Source organism: Paenibacillus sp. FSL k6-2145, from assembly GCF_037976585.1.
In the GTDB taxonomy this organism is placed as follows: Bacteria; Bacillota; Bacilli; order Paenibacillales; family Paenibacillaceae; genus Paenibacillus.
The window spans coordinates 1,498,967-1,516,870 of record NZ_CP150267.1; the positions used below are offsets into that span (position 1 = coordinate 1,498,967).

General features: G+C 51.0%; 13 protein-coding genes. 2 read left to right on the forward strand and 11 right to left on the reverse strand.

What is annotated here, in order from left to right; genetic code table 11:
• The first annotated feature begins 23 nt into the window (after positions 1-23).
• Together NZ043_RS06665 and NZ043_RS06670 are read left to right on the forward strand one after the other, a co-directional pair.
• Positions 24-3,248 carry an efflux RND transporter permease subunit gene (locus tag NZ043_RS06665; protein WP_133386115.1) on the forward strand — a complete coding sequence of 1,075 codons (3,225 nt, stop codon included), beginning with the start codon at positions 24-26 and terminating at the stop codon, positions 3,246-3,248.
• A gap of 342 nt (positions 3,249-3,590) precedes the next feature.
• Positions 3,591-5,267, forward strand: coding sequence for a PucR family transcriptional regulator (locus NZ043_RS06670; protein WP_240768184.1), 1,677 nt, complete (start codon positions 3,591-3,593; stop codon positions 5,265-5,267).
• A 16-nt stretch (positions 5,268-5,283) separates the two neighbouring features.
• Here the strand turns inward: NZ043_RS06670 and NZ043_RS06675 are convergent, their stop codons facing one another.
• The 11 genes from NZ043_RS06675 to NZ043_RS06725 all read right to left on the reverse strand — a co-directional run bounded on the left by NZ043_RS06675 (position 5,284) and on the right by NZ043_RS06725 (position 17,693).
• On the reverse strand, positions 5,284-5,511 hold the full coding sequence (locus NZ043_RS06675; protein ID WP_062836929.1) for a hypothetical protein: 228 nt from the start codon (positions 5,509-5,511) through the stop codon (positions 5,284-5,286).
• Positions 5,511-6,956 carry a dihydropyrimidinase gene (hydA, locus tag NZ043_RS06680; RefSeq protein WP_133386117.1) on the reverse strand — a complete coding sequence of 482 codons (1,446 nt, stop codon included), beginning with the start codon at positions 6,954-6,956 and terminating at the stop codon, positions 5,511-5,513. Before hydA ends, NZ043_RS06675 begins: the two co-directional genes overlap by 1 nt.
• Positions 6,953-8,248: an NAD-dependent dihydropyrimidine dehydrogenase subunit PreA gene (preA, locus tag NZ043_RS06685; protein WP_091036224.1), complete on the reverse strand. Its 1,296-nt coding sequence runs from the start codon at positions 8,246-8,248 to the stop codon at positions 6,953-6,955. Before preA ends, hydA begins: the two co-directional genes overlap by 4 nt.
• A 648-nt stretch (positions 8,249-8,896) precedes the next feature.
• Positions 8,897-10,264, reverse strand: a complete 1,368-nt coding sequence (locus NZ043_RS06690) for an NAD(P)-dependent oxidoreductase (protein WP_133386419.1) — start codon at positions 10,262-10,264, stop codon at positions 8,897-8,899.
• Positions 10,265-10,314: 50 nt separating this feature from the next.
• A complete protein-coding gene (locus NZ043_RS06695; protein WP_091036219.1) occupies positions 10,315-11,196 on the reverse strand; it encodes a nitrilase-related carbon-nitrogen hydrolase in 882 nt (293 codons plus the stop codon).
• 4 nt (positions 11,197-11,200) lie between these two features.
• Positions 11,201-12,490, reverse strand: a complete 1,290-nt coding sequence (locus NZ043_RS06700; RefSeq protein WP_339311108.1) for a M20 family metallo-hydrolase — start codon at positions 12,488-12,490, stop codon at positions 11,201-11,203.
• A 109-nt stretch (positions 12,491-12,599) separates the two neighbouring features.
• Entirely contained in the window at positions 12,600-13,973 is a 1,374-nt protein-coding gene (locus NZ043_RS06705) for an aspartate aminotransferase family protein (RefSeq protein ID WP_339311110.1), read from the reverse strand.
• Positions 13,974-13,992: 19 nt separating this feature from the next.
• Complete coding sequence (locus NZ043_RS06710; protein ID WP_240768226.1) at positions 13,993-15,003, reverse strand: ABC transporter substrate-binding protein; 1,011 nt, start codon at positions 15,001-15,003, stop codon at positions 13,993-13,995.
• Between the two features lie 137 nt (positions 15,004-15,140).
• Positions 15,141-16,079 carry an ABC transporter permease gene (locus tag NZ043_RS06715; protein ID WP_249912692.1) on the reverse strand — a complete coding sequence of 313 codons (939 nt, stop codon included), beginning with the start codon at positions 16,077-16,079 and terminating at the stop codon, positions 15,141-15,143.
• On the reverse strand, positions 16,076-16,888 hold the full coding sequence (locus NZ043_RS06720; RefSeq protein ID WP_091036204.1) for an ABC transporter permease subunit: 813 nt from the start codon (positions 16,886-16,888) through the stop codon (positions 16,076-16,078). The genes NZ043_RS06715 and NZ043_RS06720 overlap by 4 nt, the downstream gene beginning before the upstream one ends.
• Positions 16,869-17,693: an ABC transporter ATP-binding protein gene (locus NZ043_RS06725; RefSeq protein WP_249912694.1), complete on the reverse strand. Its 825-nt coding sequence runs from the start codon at positions 17,691-17,693 to the stop codon at positions 16,869-16,871. The genes NZ043_RS06720 and NZ043_RS06725 overlap by 20 nt, the downstream gene beginning before the upstream one ends.
• Positions 17,694-17,904 lie beyond the last annotated feature (211 nt).

Consider the following 17,904-nt stretch of genomic DNA (forward strand, 5'->3'; position numbering starts at 1 on the left):
CAGAGAGGAGAAGAAACCATCGTATGAAAGGTATTATTAATTTTTCACTGAACAACAAGTTTGCGATCTGGATTCTGACAATTATCATCTCTTTTGCAGGTCTGTACAGCGGACTGACGATGAAACAAGAGACAATCCCGAACATCAACGTACCGTTTCTGAATGTCACTGCCATTGATCCGGGGGCTGCACCGGAGGGAATTGTTGAGGATGTCACGAAGCCGCTGGAAGTAAAACTACGTAATGTAGATGGCGTGAAGACGGTGACCTCCACTTCCATGGAGAATGCAGCATCCATTACACTCGAATTTGATTATGGAACAGATCTGACCAACGCAACTGCAACCGTTCGTGAGGCACTGAATGAAGTTCAATTGCCTGACAGCGTGCAGAAGCCGACCATTTCCAAGTTCAGCATTAACTCTTTCCCGGTTGTATCTCTAAGCCTGTCCGACAAGGACGGTGGTGACCTGGAGCAATTGACACGATTGGTTGAATCGGATATTCAGCCTGCACTCGAAGATATTGACGGTGTAGCTCAGGTTCAGGTGTCTGGTCAATATGTAAAAGAAGTTCAATTGAAGTTTGACCAAGCCAAAATGGCCGAGCTGGGCCTGACCGAAGATACGGTAAACGGCATCGTTCAAGGTTCATCCATTCGTGTGCCCCTTGGACTGTTTGAACTGGATAAATCCCAGAAGGCCGTTGTTGTAGATGGAAACATCGTCGACATCGATGATCTGAAAAACCTTGCCATTCCAGTCGTACCCGGCGGTGCTGGCGCTTCTGCAGGTAATGGTGCAAGCGCAGCCCCACAAGGCTCTGGAGCACCAACTGGCGAAGCAGGTCAAGGTTCCGCTCCAAGTGCTTCACAAGGAACGGACCAGGCTGCTGGCGGTAATGCCGGCTTGGGTAGTCCTTCGGGCGCTGCCAACGCAGCTGGTATCCCTACAGTGAAATTAAGTGAAATTGCCAAGATCGAAGTCATCGGTCAAGCGGAATCCATTTCCCGGACAGACGGCAAGGAATCGATCGGTATTTCCATTGTAAAATCCAACGATGCCAACACGGTTGATGTCGTTAACGCAGTCAAAGATAAAGCGGAAGAGTTGCAATCGCAGTTCAAAAATGCTGATTTGACTGTACTGCTCGACCAAGGTAAGCCGATTCAGGACTCAGTGAACACGATGCTGGGCAAAGCCGTTTTTGGCGCCTTGTTTGCCATCCTGATCATCCTGCTCTTCCTGCGTAATATTCGTTCAACCATTATCTCCATTATCTCGATCCCGCTCTCCTTGCTGATGGCATTGACTGCGCTCAATATGATGGATATTACTTTGAACATGATGACGCTGGGTGCCATGACGGTTGCCATCGGACGGGTTGTCGATGACTCCATCGTTGTTATCGAGAACATCTACCGCAGATTAACACTCAAAGGCGAGAGATTGAAAGGCCGTGAACTGGTCCGCGAAGCAACTCGCGAGATGTTCATTCCAATTCTTTCTTCCACCATCGTAACAATTGCTGTATTCCTGCCACTGGCATTGGTAAGCGGTATGGTTGGTGAGCTATTCACACCATTTGCACTGACAATGGTATTCGCTTTGCTGGCATCCCTGATCGTTGCCATTACCATTGTGCCGATGCTCGCGCATACCCTGTTCCGTAAAGGGTTGAAGAATAAGCAGAATCATGAAGAAAAACCAGGCAAAATGGCGGAAGGTTACAAACGCCTGCTGAACTGGACACTGTCTCACAAACTCATCACGGTCAGTATTGCAGTGATCCTGCTGGTCGGCAGTTTATTCCTGTACCCGTTCATCGGTGCAAGCTTCTTGCCGGAACAACAAGATAAATATGTGACCATTACGTACAGCCCACAAACCGGAGCTTTGCGTGAAGATGTAGAAAAAGAAGCACTCGTTGCCGAGAAGTGGTTGCTGGAACAACCGGGTCTGGAGAAAATGCAATATTCCATCGGCGGAAGTAATCCACTGAGCAGTATGGGTGGCGGTGGTTCCAACTCGGCTCTATTCTATATTGAATATAACGAAGATACGAAAGACTTTACTCAAGTGAAGGAACAGCTTGTAGAAGGTCTGAAGAAGGAAGTTAGCGTAGGAACCTGGAGTGAGCTTGATATGTCCGGGGGTCTGGGTGGCAGCGGACTGAGCCTCTCCATCTATGGCGATAATGTAGAGCAACTCAAACCTGTATCGGATGAAATTCTGAAACTGGTTGAAGCGGATAAGGATAATTTTGAAAAAGCAGATACGACACTCGCTGACACCTACGGGCAGTATACGCTCGTTGCAGATCAGGAGAAACTAAGTTCCTTGGGCCTGACTGCAGGACAACTGGCTATGGCACTGAGCCCGACACGGGAACGTCCTGTGCTCACGGAAGTTGATATCGATAATAAAACGTACAAAGTATATGTAGAGACAGACGATAAAACATTCAGCAGTATTGATGAGATTGAGGATGAAACCGTCACTTCACCGCTTGGCATCCAAGTTCCGATCAAAGATGTTGCCAAAGTGGAAGAAGGTACGTCCCCGAACTCCATCATGCAAATTGATGGTAAGGTTGTTGTTCAAGTTACAGCCAACATCTTGGCTTCGGATGTAACGAAAGCTTCGAGTAACTTACAGGCTGAGATCGACAAACTGGATCTGCCTGATGGCGTTGAAGTGAAGTTCGGCGGTACAACTGAACAGATTAATGATACATTCACTCAACTGGGTCTCGCCATGCTGGCAGCCATCGCCATTGTATACTTCGTGCTCGTTGTTACATTCGGCGGCGGATTGGCACCATTCGCAATCCTATTCTCCCTGCCATTTACGGTTATCGGTATTATGGTAGGTCTGTTCATCGCTGGTGGTACGCTTGATGTCTCCGCCATGATGGGTGGACTGATGCTCATCGGTATCGTGGTCACCAACGCCATCGTGTTGATCGACCGTGTTATTCACAAGGAAAAAGAGGGTATGCCTACCCGTGAAGCCTTGCTGGAAGCCGGTGCAACTCGTCTGCGTCCAATTCTGATGACCGCTCTCGCGACTATCGGTGCACTGTTGCCACTGGTAACGGGTCTCGAAGAGAGTGCCGGTATCATCTCCAAAGGATTGGGAATCACTGTAATCGGCGGTCTGATCAGCTCCACGCTGCTCACGCTGGTTATCGTACCGATTGTGTATGAGTTCCTAATGAAGTTTAAAAAGAAAAGAATCGAAGATTAAGAAGTTGTTAGTCTTGCTCATGTAAAGACTTGAGTACAACTTAACTACAGAATTTAAGCTCTAAGCTCTCGCCCCTTAGCCCATATTGGAATGATTGAATTCCGATGTGATGCTAAGGGGCTTTTTTATTTGAGTCGAAATAATGTCACATAGAATGACATATAAACAATTCATTTTAATCAAAATCACAAAAAGAATAGTCTCGATTGTCATTTGAAACAAATGAACGTCAGATTTCAATTCATCGGCTGTAAATCGACTTATAATATGGATTAATTATGCAAGTTAACGGATTCCAGACTCCAGATAGATCACATGTGATTGGGGAAGGACGGTGGTTGTGTGGGGGAGACAACGCTTCATATTCAAGTCAGAGACATGTTAAAACGTCCCGTGTTTCGCAAGGCAGAAGTCCTTGCTAGTGAACGCGCACTGGAGCGGTATGTTCGCTGGGTTCATATTATGGAGGTTCCTGAAGTAGGGGACTTGCTCAATGGCGGGGAATTGGTACTGACGACAGGCATTGGCTGGCAGGAAGGTGAACAGCAAGGTCTGTCTTTTCTGCGTCAGTTAATTGCACGCGGGGCTGCCGGACTCTGTATGGAACTGGGGGATCACACCAAGTCGCAGCTCGGTGCCATGAAGGAAATTGCAGTCGCAGCGGATTTCCCGTTGATCTGGTTCCACGAACAAGTCCGTTATATTGATATTACGCAAGATCTGCATTTCACCCTGATTCGCAGTCATCAGCGGATGATCGCCGAACTCGATAGTCTCACCACCTCATTTAACCAGCTTCTTCTGAATGGAGATGGCGTACAACCTCTGCTTCGATTATTGTCACGAACAACCGGATGTGCCGTGGCATTATATCCACTTGAAGGGGAAGCAAGTGCCGTTCCCTACTGCCCTCCAGAGGAGCTGGAGACTCGTCGGCAGGATTGGTTTTTGCAGCGGGAACATTTGGCGGGAGAGGATATTCCGAATTTAATGCGGCTGTCAGATAACATATTGCATGCGTTCAGCATGCCTGTTCGAGCGTTAGACTACACCTTTGCCGATCTTGTACTCATGCATCAGAAGCTGCCGGATCACGATTCAAGCATACCGATCAAACCCTCAGATGAATTCATCATTCAGGCACTGGAACGTTGCGCGGCCGCGATTGCCCAGGACTGGATGCGAACCAAATACATGGAAGAAAAACGCCGCTACAAGGAAGATATGTGGGTCATTGACTGGCTTAACGGACATCACTCCACGAAGGAAATCCATGAATATGTATCTACCGTTAATCCCCTTCTTGCAACGAGCAAAGCCACCATAATCTTATTCGACAGCAACCCCGCGTACACAGACAGCCTCAAACTTCAGAAATTATTGATCCAACGCAACATCGTTGCCCGTTCCGTGTTCACTCGGGAGAACTTCACCCTCTACAGCACCGTTCTGAACCACCAGATCATTCTTATCATTCTCGACCCACTCCCTGGATCTCAGCGCAAAAGCAGTCTCTGGCGCTGCATCGAACAGCTGCAGCAGCACGAGCAGGAACAGACCCACTGCCTATTCTCAGGCCTGATCGGTATCGGTCATAACTGCACAGACCTCTCCCGTCTCAAGGACAGCCTGGATTCTGCGAAGGAGACACTGCGAATCCAGAAGGACATCGGTGTGATGCAACAGCCCTTTTACAGTAATCTTCATTGTTACCGCATCATCGCCAGTATGAAGCAGAGTGGCAATCTGGATGATTTCATCGAAGAATATCTGGGGCCGCTCATCCGTTACGATGTAGAAAAAGGAGGTCAGCTGCTTCGCACGCTCAAGCAATATTTGGTCCTGTGCTGCTCCAAGCAAGAGACCGCCACCGCTCTATATATCGTCAGACAGACCCTGTATCACCGGTTGGACAAAATCGAAGTCCTTTTGGGAGAAGACTATATCCTCCCAGAGAAGCGGGTAGCGATCGAACTTGCACTCTATGCCTATGAATACGTACACGGCCCGATCGCATGAAAAGCTTCAGCATGGTCTACGCTCCCCGTTGTTCCTGAAGCTGGCGAATCAGGATGTGACTGAACCACTTCCGTCCAGACGCCGTGCCCACGTATTGCTCTTGTTTCTCTTCGGGAAGATCCGGGTGCCCCCATATGACGTGAGCACCCTCCAGATGTTCCCGTACCGCATAGATCCGATAACCCTGTGCAACCATTCGCTCTATGGCGATCCTCTCGGCCTCAAACACATCATGATCCGACATCAGCTTCTCCCTCCATTCACTGCCGTCACAGGCTGTTTCATCGGTATAGGTGCGCCTGCATCATACTTGTTGCGCTTCACATATTGGCCTGCCCCTGCTGTTCCCGCATACTGCCGATCTCGAATGACATACTCCCCGCGGCACAACACCGTCACCGGACAACCCTGTACCTGCATACCTTCAAATGCACTGTAATCCACATTCATATGATGCGTATCTGCCGAGATCACCCTGTTTACAGATGGGTCAAAAATAACGATATCGGCATCTGTCCCTACAGCCAGAGTCCCTTTCTGCGGAAATAATCCAAATAACTTGCTCGCTCTTGTCGAACATAGATCGACCCACTGATTGAGTGTAATCCGCCCCTTGACTACACCTTCCGAATACAGAATGCTGAGGCGATCTTCGATGACAGGCCCGCCGTTCGGAATTTTACTGAAATCATCCTTACCCAGATCCTTCTGCCCTTTGAAATTAAACGAACAATGATCGGAGCCGATCGTCTGCAACTGACCGCTTTTCAATGCATTCCACAACACTTCCTGATGAGCTGCCTCCCGCAGCGGTGGTGACCAAACATACTTTGCACCCTCAAAGTCTGGCTGATCCATGATCGACTGATCCAACGTCAAATACTGAGGACAGGTCTCCCCCCAGATTCGGTAACCCATTTCACGCATACGCGCAATCTGCTCCACAGCCTCCGCACAGGTCACATGCACCACATACAACTGTGAATCCGCAAGTGCAGCCAGACGTGCCGCCCGGCCTGTCGCTTCTCCCTCCAGCATGGATGGACGAGTCAACGCATGATGGATCGGCTCCGTTCGCCCTTCGGCGAGCGCCTGTCGAACCAGCAGGTCAATGACATCCCCGTTCTCGGCATGAACCATGACGAGTGCGCCGTATTCTTTCGCCTTTTGCAACGTCTGGAAGAGAATCCCGTCATCGGCTTGAAACTGATTTTTATACGCCATGAACACCTTAAAGGATGACACACCCTCTTCTTCAATGATCTGCGGTAACTCTTCCAGCACCTGATCGTTCATCTCCCCAATCATGAGATGGAAACCGTAGTCAATGGCGGCCTTACCCTCGGCTTTGGCATGCCACTCCTGGAGGGATTCGATTAACGGGCGGCCTTTTTGTGTCAGGCAGAAATCAATGATCGTCGTTGTACCACCAAAGGCTGCCGCTGTTGTTCCCGTCGCAAAATCATCCGCCGTTACCGTTCCACCAAATGGCATATCCAGATGCGTATGCGGGTCGATCCCGCCCGGAATGACGTAACAGCCCGTTGCATCCACAATTTCCGTTCGTTCGTCAGGCACCAGTCCGATGCCAATCTGTGTGATTTTACCCTTTTCGATCAAAATATCTGCTTCAAAGGTATCTGACGCTGTGACCAACACACCATTACGAATCAATTTGCGGGTACTCATGATATCGCCTCCTTGGTTGATTGATCTCTAACGGATTGCAGCATGGCAATCGCAGACTGACGTTCATTCCAGGTTACAGGTTCCTGCTCAGGTACAAGTTCAACCATGTCAATCGCCCCATCCACCGGGCAAACGATCGAACACAGATTACAGCCAACACAGTCCTCTTCCACCACTTCCAGATAGGAGCCGGACGGGTCGGTCAACATATCAATACACTGATGCGAGGTGTCCTCACAAGCAATATGGCATTTGTTGCAATTGATGCAGATATCACGGTTGATGCGGGCGACGACTTTGTAGTTCAGATCGAGATTGCCCCAATCAGAGTAACGCGGAACCGTCTGACCTACCAGTTCTGCAACGCTGCTCAGACCCTTTTCATCCAAATAATCGTTCAGCCCATCAATCATGTCCTCCACAATGCGGAATCCATGATGCATCGCTGCGGTACATACCTGAACCCCTGTAGCACCCATGAGCAGAAACTCTGCCGTATCACGCCAGTCGGATATGCCACCAATACCCGAGATCGGCACACCCACCTCCGGATTACGGGCGCACTCGGCAACCATGTTCAGTGCAATGGGCTTCACCGCTGGGCCACAATAACCGCCATGTGCTCCTTTGCCGCCCACATGGGGCACGGTATTCCACGAATCCAGATCCACACCTGCGAGAGAGTTAATGGTATTGATCAGGGAGATCGCATCCGCGCCACCTCGTACTGCTGCCCGGGCGGTTGCCGTAATATCCGTGATATTCGGCGTAAGCTTCACGATCACCGGTGTGGTTGCCACTTCCTTCACCCACATCGTCTGGAGTTCTACGAGGTCAGGTTGCTGACCAGAGGCGGCTCCCATACCACGTTCGGCCATGCCGTGCGGGCAACCAAAGTTCAGCTCCAGCCCGTCGACGCCGACGGCTTCCACCTTTTTCACAATCTCATGCCATTTCTCCCGCGTAGGTTCCACCATCAGTGAAGCGACAACCGCGCGATCCGGGAATCGCTTCTTGGTCTCGGCAATCTCCCGCAGGTTCACTTCCAGCGGACGATCGGATATCAATTCAATATTATTAAACCCCGCCACCCGCTGTCCACCAAAATGGACAGCCGCGAAACGCGAGGATGTATTGATAATTGGCTCACCCAGCGTCTTCCACACCGCACCACCCCAACCCGCCTCGAACGCACGCTGGACCTGATACCCCGTATTAGTCGGTGGTGCAGAAGCCAGCCAGAATGGATTGGGTGATCGAATACCTGCCAGATTAATGGATAAGTCAGCCATAACGATCCCTCCTTGGTGTTGTTTGAACTTACTAGTTACACTGAACACTCCGATGACAGAACAACCTTCCGATCGCTGTTATTCCCAGATTTTTTTTTTGATTCCTTTTCTAAAGGGAAAATCCGGGAATAAAGGCGAGCTTATGCTTCCGATGCAGCTTTCCTTCAGAAAGCTTTTAACTCCGTTTCTTCAGGTTCTTTCTGTCCTCTCCGTTTCGTGTAAATGTTTAGTTCAATGTATATCGTTGTATTGGATATTTGGTCGTGCTCAGGATCTCTGCGTAGTAATAGGTTCTAGATAGCACGCAACTAAATTCTAACGAACTATACAGCTCTTATTCGGCCCATATGCGGTGAATTCAAAATCTAACGAATCGTAGAAGTCTTATTGTGCTGTATTCGCTCATTTCGGCTTCATTTCAACGGTTCTTCATCAACATAAGACGTGTGAGATTCGTTAGATTTTCCAATTCTTCATAATTGCCACTATAAGGTGCGTAAGGTTCGTTAGCGCGTCAGGGACACCGCACCAGACCTCTCGCTCAGATCTACACCTTCAACACTCTAGCAGTCCCTTGCGCCCTCCCACCCGCGCATCTCCTTCCACGCTTTCCGTGCACTCTCCACTTTTCTTTGTCTCCCTCACTGCTCACGCCGTCTCTTCCACCTGTCCAGGCAATGCCTTCATGACTGCCGCAGCAGCCAGCTTACCCTGCTGTGCAGCCGAGACAACCATCGCCTCACCCTGGCCCTGACCAAAAATAACGTCTCCTGCCGCATAGATCTGAGGATGCGAGGTACGGTACGTATGCGGATCGATCTCAACGACACCCCAGTGGTGACTCAGCCCAAACGCTTCAATTAATGGTAATAAACGATGCTGCCCAATCGCCCGGATGACCGTATCACATTCAATCATGAACTCCGATCCCTCGACAGGCACAGGCAACGCGCGCCCACCACCAGGCGGGGTAATCAGCTCCATTTTCACGCATTCCACAGCCTGAACCCGACCGTTCTCGTCTCCAATAATACGCTGCGGCATCGTAAACCAGCGGAACTCCACACCCTCCTGCTTGGCAAAAGTATATTCAAACGCATACGCCGTCATCTGGCTTTCCCCGCGTCGATATAACATCTGCACCCGCTCGGCACCAAGACGTACCGAACAGGTCGCTGCATCTACCGCCGTATTGCCCGCGCCAATAACGGCAACCTTCAGACCATTCAGCGCGGGCGGAACACCCTGCTTGGTAGACTCCACCAGTTCAATCGCATCATAGACACCTTCCAGTGTCTCCCCTTCAATGCCCAGCATGGGTACTGAACCCATGCCACAGGCCAGAATGACCGCTTCATGCTGCTCCAGCAACTGCGAAGCAGGGATATCTACACCGATGCGCACCCCATAACGGATCTGCACACCAAGTGCCTCCACCTGCTCCACTTCCCATAGTGCAACCGATTCGGGCAAACGGAAGGATACGATGCCGTACGTATTCAGCCCGCCGCCTTTGGATTTTGCCTCGTAGATCGTCACCTCATACCCTTCGCGCCCCAGTTCACGTGCAGCCGACAGTCCCGCAGGACCTGCTCCCACAACGGCGACGCTTCTCCCATTGGCAGGTGCTGCCTGGAATAACGGCTCATTCTTCGCCCGTGCCCAGTCGGTGGCATAACGCTGCAAGTCACCAATTCGAATCGGCTTTGACGATTCGTTCAGCACACATGCGCCTTCACACAGTTCCTCAGTGGGACAGACACGTGCGCAGCTGGCTCCAACCGGATTTGCATCCATGATGGTGCGAGCCGATCCTTTCAGGTGCCCTGTTGATATTTTGCCAATAAAAGAAGGGATATTAATGTCGGTTGGACAGGCCTTGATACAAGGTGCATCGTAACAGTACAGACAGCGGTTTGATTCCTCCATCGCTTCCTTCCCTGTCATGGCGGGTTTCATCTCGGCAAAACGACTCTCCCACCCATAATCGGATAACGTTGTTCCTGAGCTGTTCATCAATGTCATGCACCTCCTGAAGTTTGATCCGGGCTAGTTTCCAGCCACTTTTACAAACTAACCAGATGTTCGTACGTTTCCGGCCTGCGATCGCGGTAGAACTGCCACACATTACGCACCTCACGAATCATCTCCGTATCCATCTCGCCAATGACGACCTCATCCTGATCCCGGCTGCCGATCGCTACCATCCTGCCTCGCGGATCCACCAGGTACGACTGTCCATAAAATTCACCCATATTCCATGGCGCTTCCACGCCAACCCGGTTGATGGCCGCTACATAATAGCCGTTAGCTACCGCGTGAGCGGGCTGTTCCAGTTTCCACAGATATTCCGATGTACCCGCAACCGTAGCTGAAGGATTGAAAACAATCTCTGCCCCCGCCAACCCGAGCAATCGTGCACCTTCCGGAAAATGACGATCATAACAGATGTACACGCCGACTCTGGCGTAGGCCGTATCAAATACCGGAAACCCGAGGTTGCCTGGTTTGAAATAATACTTTTCCCAGAACCCATTTGTACCCTCACCTGCTTCCACATGCGGGATATGATGTTTGCGGTATTTGCCCAGATACGTACCATCTGCATCAATGACGGCTGCCGTATTGTAATACGAAGCAATGCCCTCCACCTCGTACACCGGCAAAATAATCACCACTGCAAGCTCCTTCGCCAGCTCCTGAAAAAGCTTGGTCGTAGGTCCTTCCGGCACCGGTTCAGCGGATGCATACCATCTGGGATTCTGCTCTGTGCAAAAGTACGGTCCATAGAATACTTCCTGCAATCCGATGATCTTGGCCCCTCGTGCAGCAGCTTCACGGACCAGCGTAATGTGCTTCTGAACCGCAGCTTCTTTGTGCACCTCAACGGGAGCCGAACCTTCAATCTCATGAGAAGCCTGGATTAATCCGATGCTGATTTTGCCCATAACGTCACAACGCCTCCTCAGGTAAAATGGTTGGTTCATTCTCTCCACTGCACATCCTCCGAATAGTGCGATACAATACTTCCGTACCCAATCCAATATCCTCCGGGGAGGAATATTCGCTGGGATGATGACTGATGCCGTCCTTGCTGCGGACAAAGATCATGCCATAATCACACACAAAAGAAAGGGCCAACGCATCATGGAACGGACCACTCATCAGTTCTGGCAAAGTAACCCCGATCTCTTCCGCGGCTGAACGAATCACCGACATGATTGGCTCTGCACAATACCGCGGCTCACTGTTCGTATCCTCTGTCAGCGAATAAGTTAGACCATATCGGGAACTCACGTCATCCAAAATGTTCATCAATCGGGCTTCAAGCCGATTCCTGCGTTCCATCTCCATGTCTCGCAAGTCCACCGTGAAGCTGACTTCCTCCGGAATGATATTCCGTGAGTCTGGAAACACCCTCAGACTTCCCACCGTACCTACGGTTGGGGCTTCCGGGTCTTCTCTCACCATATCGTCAAAAGCGGAAATGACTTTGGCGCTGCCTGCCAAAGCATCATGCCGCATTGTCATCGGAACGGAGCCGGCATGACCCGCCATACCTTTCATCGTCACCGTAAGCCATAGCGGGCCCGATATGCCCGTCACCAGACCCACAGGAGCATTCAGTGCTTCCAGCACCGGCCCCTGCTCAATGTGCAGCTCCAGATAACTGCCTATGGAACCTGGCGGATAGATCGCTTCTTCAAAATCCGAAGGAGAACAACCGAAGGCTTCCAGCGCCTCCCGGCGGGTCACTCCGTTTTTATCCTGCCGATCCAGTTCGCCTTCTTCCAATTGACCGGTTATACCACGTGAGCCGAATAGGCCTTTGTTAAAACGGGAACCCTCTTCATCGCAAAAAGCAATCACCTCAATTGGCATACGGGGCTGAATGCCATTTTCGATCAGGCATTGCACCGCTTCGAGTGCGCCGAGCACACCAATCGCTCCATCATATCGACCACCATACGGTTGAGAGTCGATATGGGAACCAATCATGAGGATCGGCAGCGCCTGATCCGCACCCTCCAAACGACCAATCAGATTGCCGAAGGGATCAAGTCGAGTCGTCAGACCGGCATTTTCCATCCAGAGACGAACCTGTATGATGCCGTCCATATCCTCCGGGGTCAGGGCAAGTCGGCAGACACCCGTCTCCGCGATTCGGCCAATGCGTGATAACTGCTCAATTCGCTCATTCAACCGCAGCTGATTAATGAGTTTGCCTGTTGTGGTCTGCATCCTCCCTCGCCTCCTTTCGCTTATTTATCGCGTAATGATATGAAAATCTCCAGCTCGCTTGCTAAACCGTAAACGTCTGTCGTACCTGTGTATTATCCATCTATGGCAACTAACCTGCGTCCAGACTACGTAGTGCAACGAGCAAGCTACCCGCGATCAGATCCAGCTCTTCCTCGGTGGTGACAAACGGTGGTGAGATCGTCAAAATGTTCGCAAACCCCGGCACGGTATCACCGTTCTTGCCAATCAGAATGCCATCCCTTTTACAACTGGCGAGCACCTTCATTACTTTATCCGCTTCCGCAGGAGAACCATCTGCTTCAATCAATTCCACCCCACAGGCGAATCCAAATGAACGGATATCCCCCACAATGGACAGCTCTAGCAAAGGTTCCAGCTTCTCACGAAGCAGATAACCCAGTTCCTCCGCGCGGCTGACCAAATTCTCTCGTTCCAGAATCTCCAGATTCGTCAGTGCCACCCGGCAGGAAACGGGATTCCCGCCAAAGGTATTCACATGGCGAAAATGGGCATCCGGTCCGGGTTCCCGGAACGTGTCATACAGATCGGCTCGCACGGCCGTTGCTGAGAGCGGTGAATACGCACTGGTCATGCCTTTTGCCATCGTCACAATATCTGGCTGTATGCCGTAGTTCTGATGACCAAACTTCTGCCCCGAGCGGCCAAAACCACAGATTACCTCATCTACAATGAGCAGCACTCCATAGCGCTGACAAATCTCTTGCACGGTGCGCATATAATCCGGCGGGGGCACAATCATGCCGCCTCCTGTGATCACCGGCTCCATAATTACTGCGGCAACCGTCTCAGGACCTTCCCAACGAATCACCTCTTCATAGATGGTTGCACATTCGAGTCCGCATCCATCTTTGTTCCGTCCAAACGGACAGCGGTAACAATACGGTGGCGGAACATGAGAGAAACCTACGCCGAGCGGCTCGTACTTGATCTTGCGAGCGGCTTGCCCGGTCGCGCCCAGCGCGCCCATGGAGTTACCGTGATAGGCACGGTGACGGGAGATGAATTTGTGCCGAGTAGGCTCACCATTCTGATGGTGATACTGACGGGCTATTTTGAAAGCCACCTCATTTGCATCTGAACCCGAGTTGGAGAAGAATATTCGATATTCCCCCTCCAGCCAGTCATTCAGCTTCTCTGCCAACAAAATCGCCGGTTCGTGACTCTGCGTCATCGGTACGTAAGCGAGTGCTTTCATCTGTTCGTAGGCACTTCTCGCAATCTCCTCACGGCCATGCCCCACATTCACACACCACAGTCCAGACATCGCATCCAGATAACGTGTACCATCCTGATCAGTAATCCAGCTGCCCTCCCCACTTACCGCAATCATTGGATGATCGTTATGAGGCGAGATGTGATGCCACACGTATTTGCGATCCTTCTCCAGCCATTCTTCCTTCGTACCGCCAAGCGGCTGCGGCTGCTGATCTACAGAACTCATTCGTCATCCTCCTCCACGCTTATTTCACCGCTTCTTCATAGATGCTTTTCTCCAGCGCTTCATCCAGATTTGCGGCTTTTTTGATCAGGCCATAGTTCAGTGCAATATCCGCAGTTCGGGTAAATGACTCATCCACAAAACTGCCGACTTGCTGCTCCGTAAATCCTTCCGGGCGAATCAGCTTGGCAATCTCTTCGAGCATTGTGACCTGATGTTCACGAGTGGTGCTGCCCTCCGTCACATTACTCATCACGATATCCACCGTCTCATCCTGTTGATCAATGGCGTAGTTCCAGCCTTTCAAAATGGCACGGGTCACTTTGACCGCAAGCTCACGGTTGCTGTCTACCCAATCCTTCTTGGCAATCAGCGTATCCTCCAGCATGCCAACACCAGCATCTTCAATGTTGAATACATCCAGATCGGATTCTTTTGTTCCACTTTCCAGCACCACGTGATATTCGTTGTAGATCGTTGCCGTCGCCACATCTACCTGATCATTGAAAAACTGATCCATCGTGAACCCCTGCTTCACCAGTTCAATGTCTTTCTTTGGATCCAGGCCATTCTTCTCCATGAACGCGAGCACCTGAAACTGCTGACTGCCGAACCAGGTACTGACCTTTTTTCCTTTCATCTGAGCGGGATCGGTAATACCTAGAGACTTCTTGGCAATCAAGCGATAACTGCTCTTCTGTGAGATCTGGGCGAGCGAGACGAGCGGCAGACCGTTATCCCGGCTGACCAACAGACTGTCTACTCCCGTGATCCCCACATCGGCCGCACCATTGACCACCTGCTGCTCAATCACGATATCCGGCCCACCTGGAATAATCTCGGCATCAATGCCTTCATCTGCAAAAAAACCTTTTTCCTTCGCTGCGTAAATCCCGGCAAATTGCGCCTGCGGCACCCATTTCAGTTGGATTTTCACTTTGGTTAAAGGTTGATCTGCTTCGCCCGCTCCTCCTGAACTCGCAGCAACAGGCTCAGTAGCCGGCTCAGACTTCGTAGAACATGCGCCCAGCATCGTAACAACCAACAGGACCAATACCAGCAAACCCGGCTTCAACGTTTTGTACATGTACAGAACAACCCCCTGTTTATATACGATTTTTCAATCAGGTATTACGATCTATGAATCTATGGTTGTTACCCTGATGTACGTTAGTGATCTGTGCGTGCACGATTCCACGGAATGAGTCGTTTTTCTGCCAGGACAACCGCTTCATACAACACAATACCGAGCGCGGCGGCGATGACAATGCAGGACCAGGCCAAGGGCATGTTCGCCAGTCGAATCTGATCCGAGAGCAAGTATCCGAGCCCTTGTGAGGCTATGAAAAATTCACCCACAATGGCCCCGATAATACTGGTCGACATGTTGATCTTCAGTCCTGCAAAGAGGGAAGGCAGCGCGTGAGGCAGTCTTAGCTTCCAAAAAAACTGCATCCTGCTTGCAGCAAGGCCACTCAGCAGATCACTGTACTGCGGCTGAATGGAAGTCAGTCCTTTGAATAGGCTAACGGCCATGGCGGCCATCGTAATCACCGTGACAACAGCAATACGCGACCAGATCCCGTCTCCAAACCAATTGTTCATAATTGGGGCAAGAGCCACGATCGGAACAGCGTTCAGTGCAGACAGAACCGTAACCGCCGCCCTGCCGCTTGTTGGGAAGAACGATGCACCTGCCGCTGCCAGAGCGCCGAGCAGTGAGCCGAGCAAGAAACCTCCCAGCATTTCGGCTCCGCTGTACACCGCATAACGAAAGAGCATATTGGCATTTTCCTGTATCGATGCCGCAATCGCGGAAGGCACAGGCAGTTGGTAGCTTTCCAGCGAGAATATCCAATGGAACAGCCTGAGCTGCCAGAGAGCGAGAAACATCACACCTGCCCCCCAAGGAAGCATGCTCAGTACAATTGAGCGCCCGCGAACGCTGGTTCCCGATCTGGCCTTTTCGGCTTGTCCCTGTTGTCCATGAATTTCCGATCCAGGGGCAGATGTCACCTGTGAACCCGTGAGGGGCGTAGCTGCTCCAGTTACAGCAGCAATTGCCACACCTTCATCACGCTTCCGTTGCAAAACTCTACCTTCACTCATGTGGCATCACCTCCTTTGGCCCTGAACTCAGGCTGCCAGGGGGTTAGCCAACGTTCAGCCAGACTGATGACCAGATACGAGATCAGGCCAATGCCAATGCTAAGCATGATGGTGGCCCAGAACATGCCAACTTGGGCATGGCCGTAATATAACGAACTGACCATCAGGACGCCGAGTCCGTCGGGAGCGCCCATCAATTCCACAACGATGGAGGAAGTCACCGCGAGCGGAGCAGCTATTTTCATACCAGAAAATAGTCCCGGTAGTGCTGAGGGCAGCAGACATTTGATATATCGTGCGGTCAGTGAAGCTCCACAGGAACGCATAAGTTCCAGATGCTCTGGTGCTGCACTTTTCAATCCTTTTAACGTATGGATAATGATCGGGAAGAAGGTGACATACGCCGCCATAACAATTCGGGCCCACTCCGCGTTGTGGATGATGCCGTACACGATTGGTGCGAGACCAATAACCGGAACCATCTGTGAGGAGACAACATATGGCGATAACGTGCGCTCCAGCCAGATAGCCCCACTCATGAGTAGAGCCAGACCCAGACCAAGCAGCGTTCCCCCTGCAAAACCAATGGCTGCATTGCCAAAGGTGACAGCCCCCTGCTCTGCCAGCGTACCCGAGTAACGAAACAAGGCTACAAGGACATCATGCAGATAAGGAAGGCGAGACGCCGCCTGCTGGGGTGACAGGAACAGTTGGAGCATCCAGGCGATTCCTTCCCACAGCATCAATACGGATACAATCCAGATGACGATCCAAGATCGATATCCTGGTTTAAAGAACCTCAGGGACATGAGATTCATCACGCTCCTCGTAGAAGCAATTGCGAATGGTTGTGATCATGTGGTAGAAAGCTTCCGTTTCTCTCAGTTCACTATGGCGGTCAGAAGGCAGATTAACAGAATGAATGGAGTGCACTTGCCCCGGATGCGCCGAGAGTACGATGATCCGGTCGGACAGAAATACGGCTTCGGGGATGCTGTGTGTGACAAAGAGGAAGGTCTTGCCTGTTGAGCGCTTGATCTCAAGCAGCTCCAATTGAAGTTTTTCTTTGGTGAATTCGTCCAGGGCGGAAAAGGGTTCATCCATGAGCAGCAATGGTGGATCAAGCGCAAGGGCTCGTGCAATGGATACACGTTGCTGCATCCCTCCACTGAGTTGCCATGGATAATGGTCGGCGAAGCGAGTTAGTCCTACCATTTCAAGCAGTTCACTACTAATGCGGCGGCACTCCTTACGGCGGGTACCCAGCAGTTCCAAGGGCAATTCCACATTGTGACGAACGGTGCGCCAATCGAACAAGGCTGGTGTCTGGAAGACAATGCCGAACTGTCGCTGTAGCCGGGCCCGCTCAGGCTCCTGACCTGCAATGCGTACGTTGCCTGAGGTAGGTTGAAGTAGATCACCCACCAGCCGGAGCAAGGTCGACTTGCCGCAGCCGGAAGGGCCCAGCAGAGAGACAAACTCATTGGACTGGATCTGGAATGTAACATCCGACAAGGCAGTGACCTGTTGTGTACCTGTGCCAAAAACAACGGACACATGATCTACATCAATATGGCAGGCTTCGGGGACTGTAGCTGAGGATATGGAGGACATGGGCATTCTCCTTTGTGGGAAGTTGTTTTCATTGCACACCAAGGCTGAATGGGAGGTTTATATACACGAACGTAACAGGTTTTGCTTGTTAGATAATACTATATCGCTTTGGGCGGGGATTACATTATACAGTGTGTTTTGAGTATGGGCCTGTTCATGTTACACAATGTAAAATGAGATGGATTCTCAGATACATCCATGTGAGTTTTCT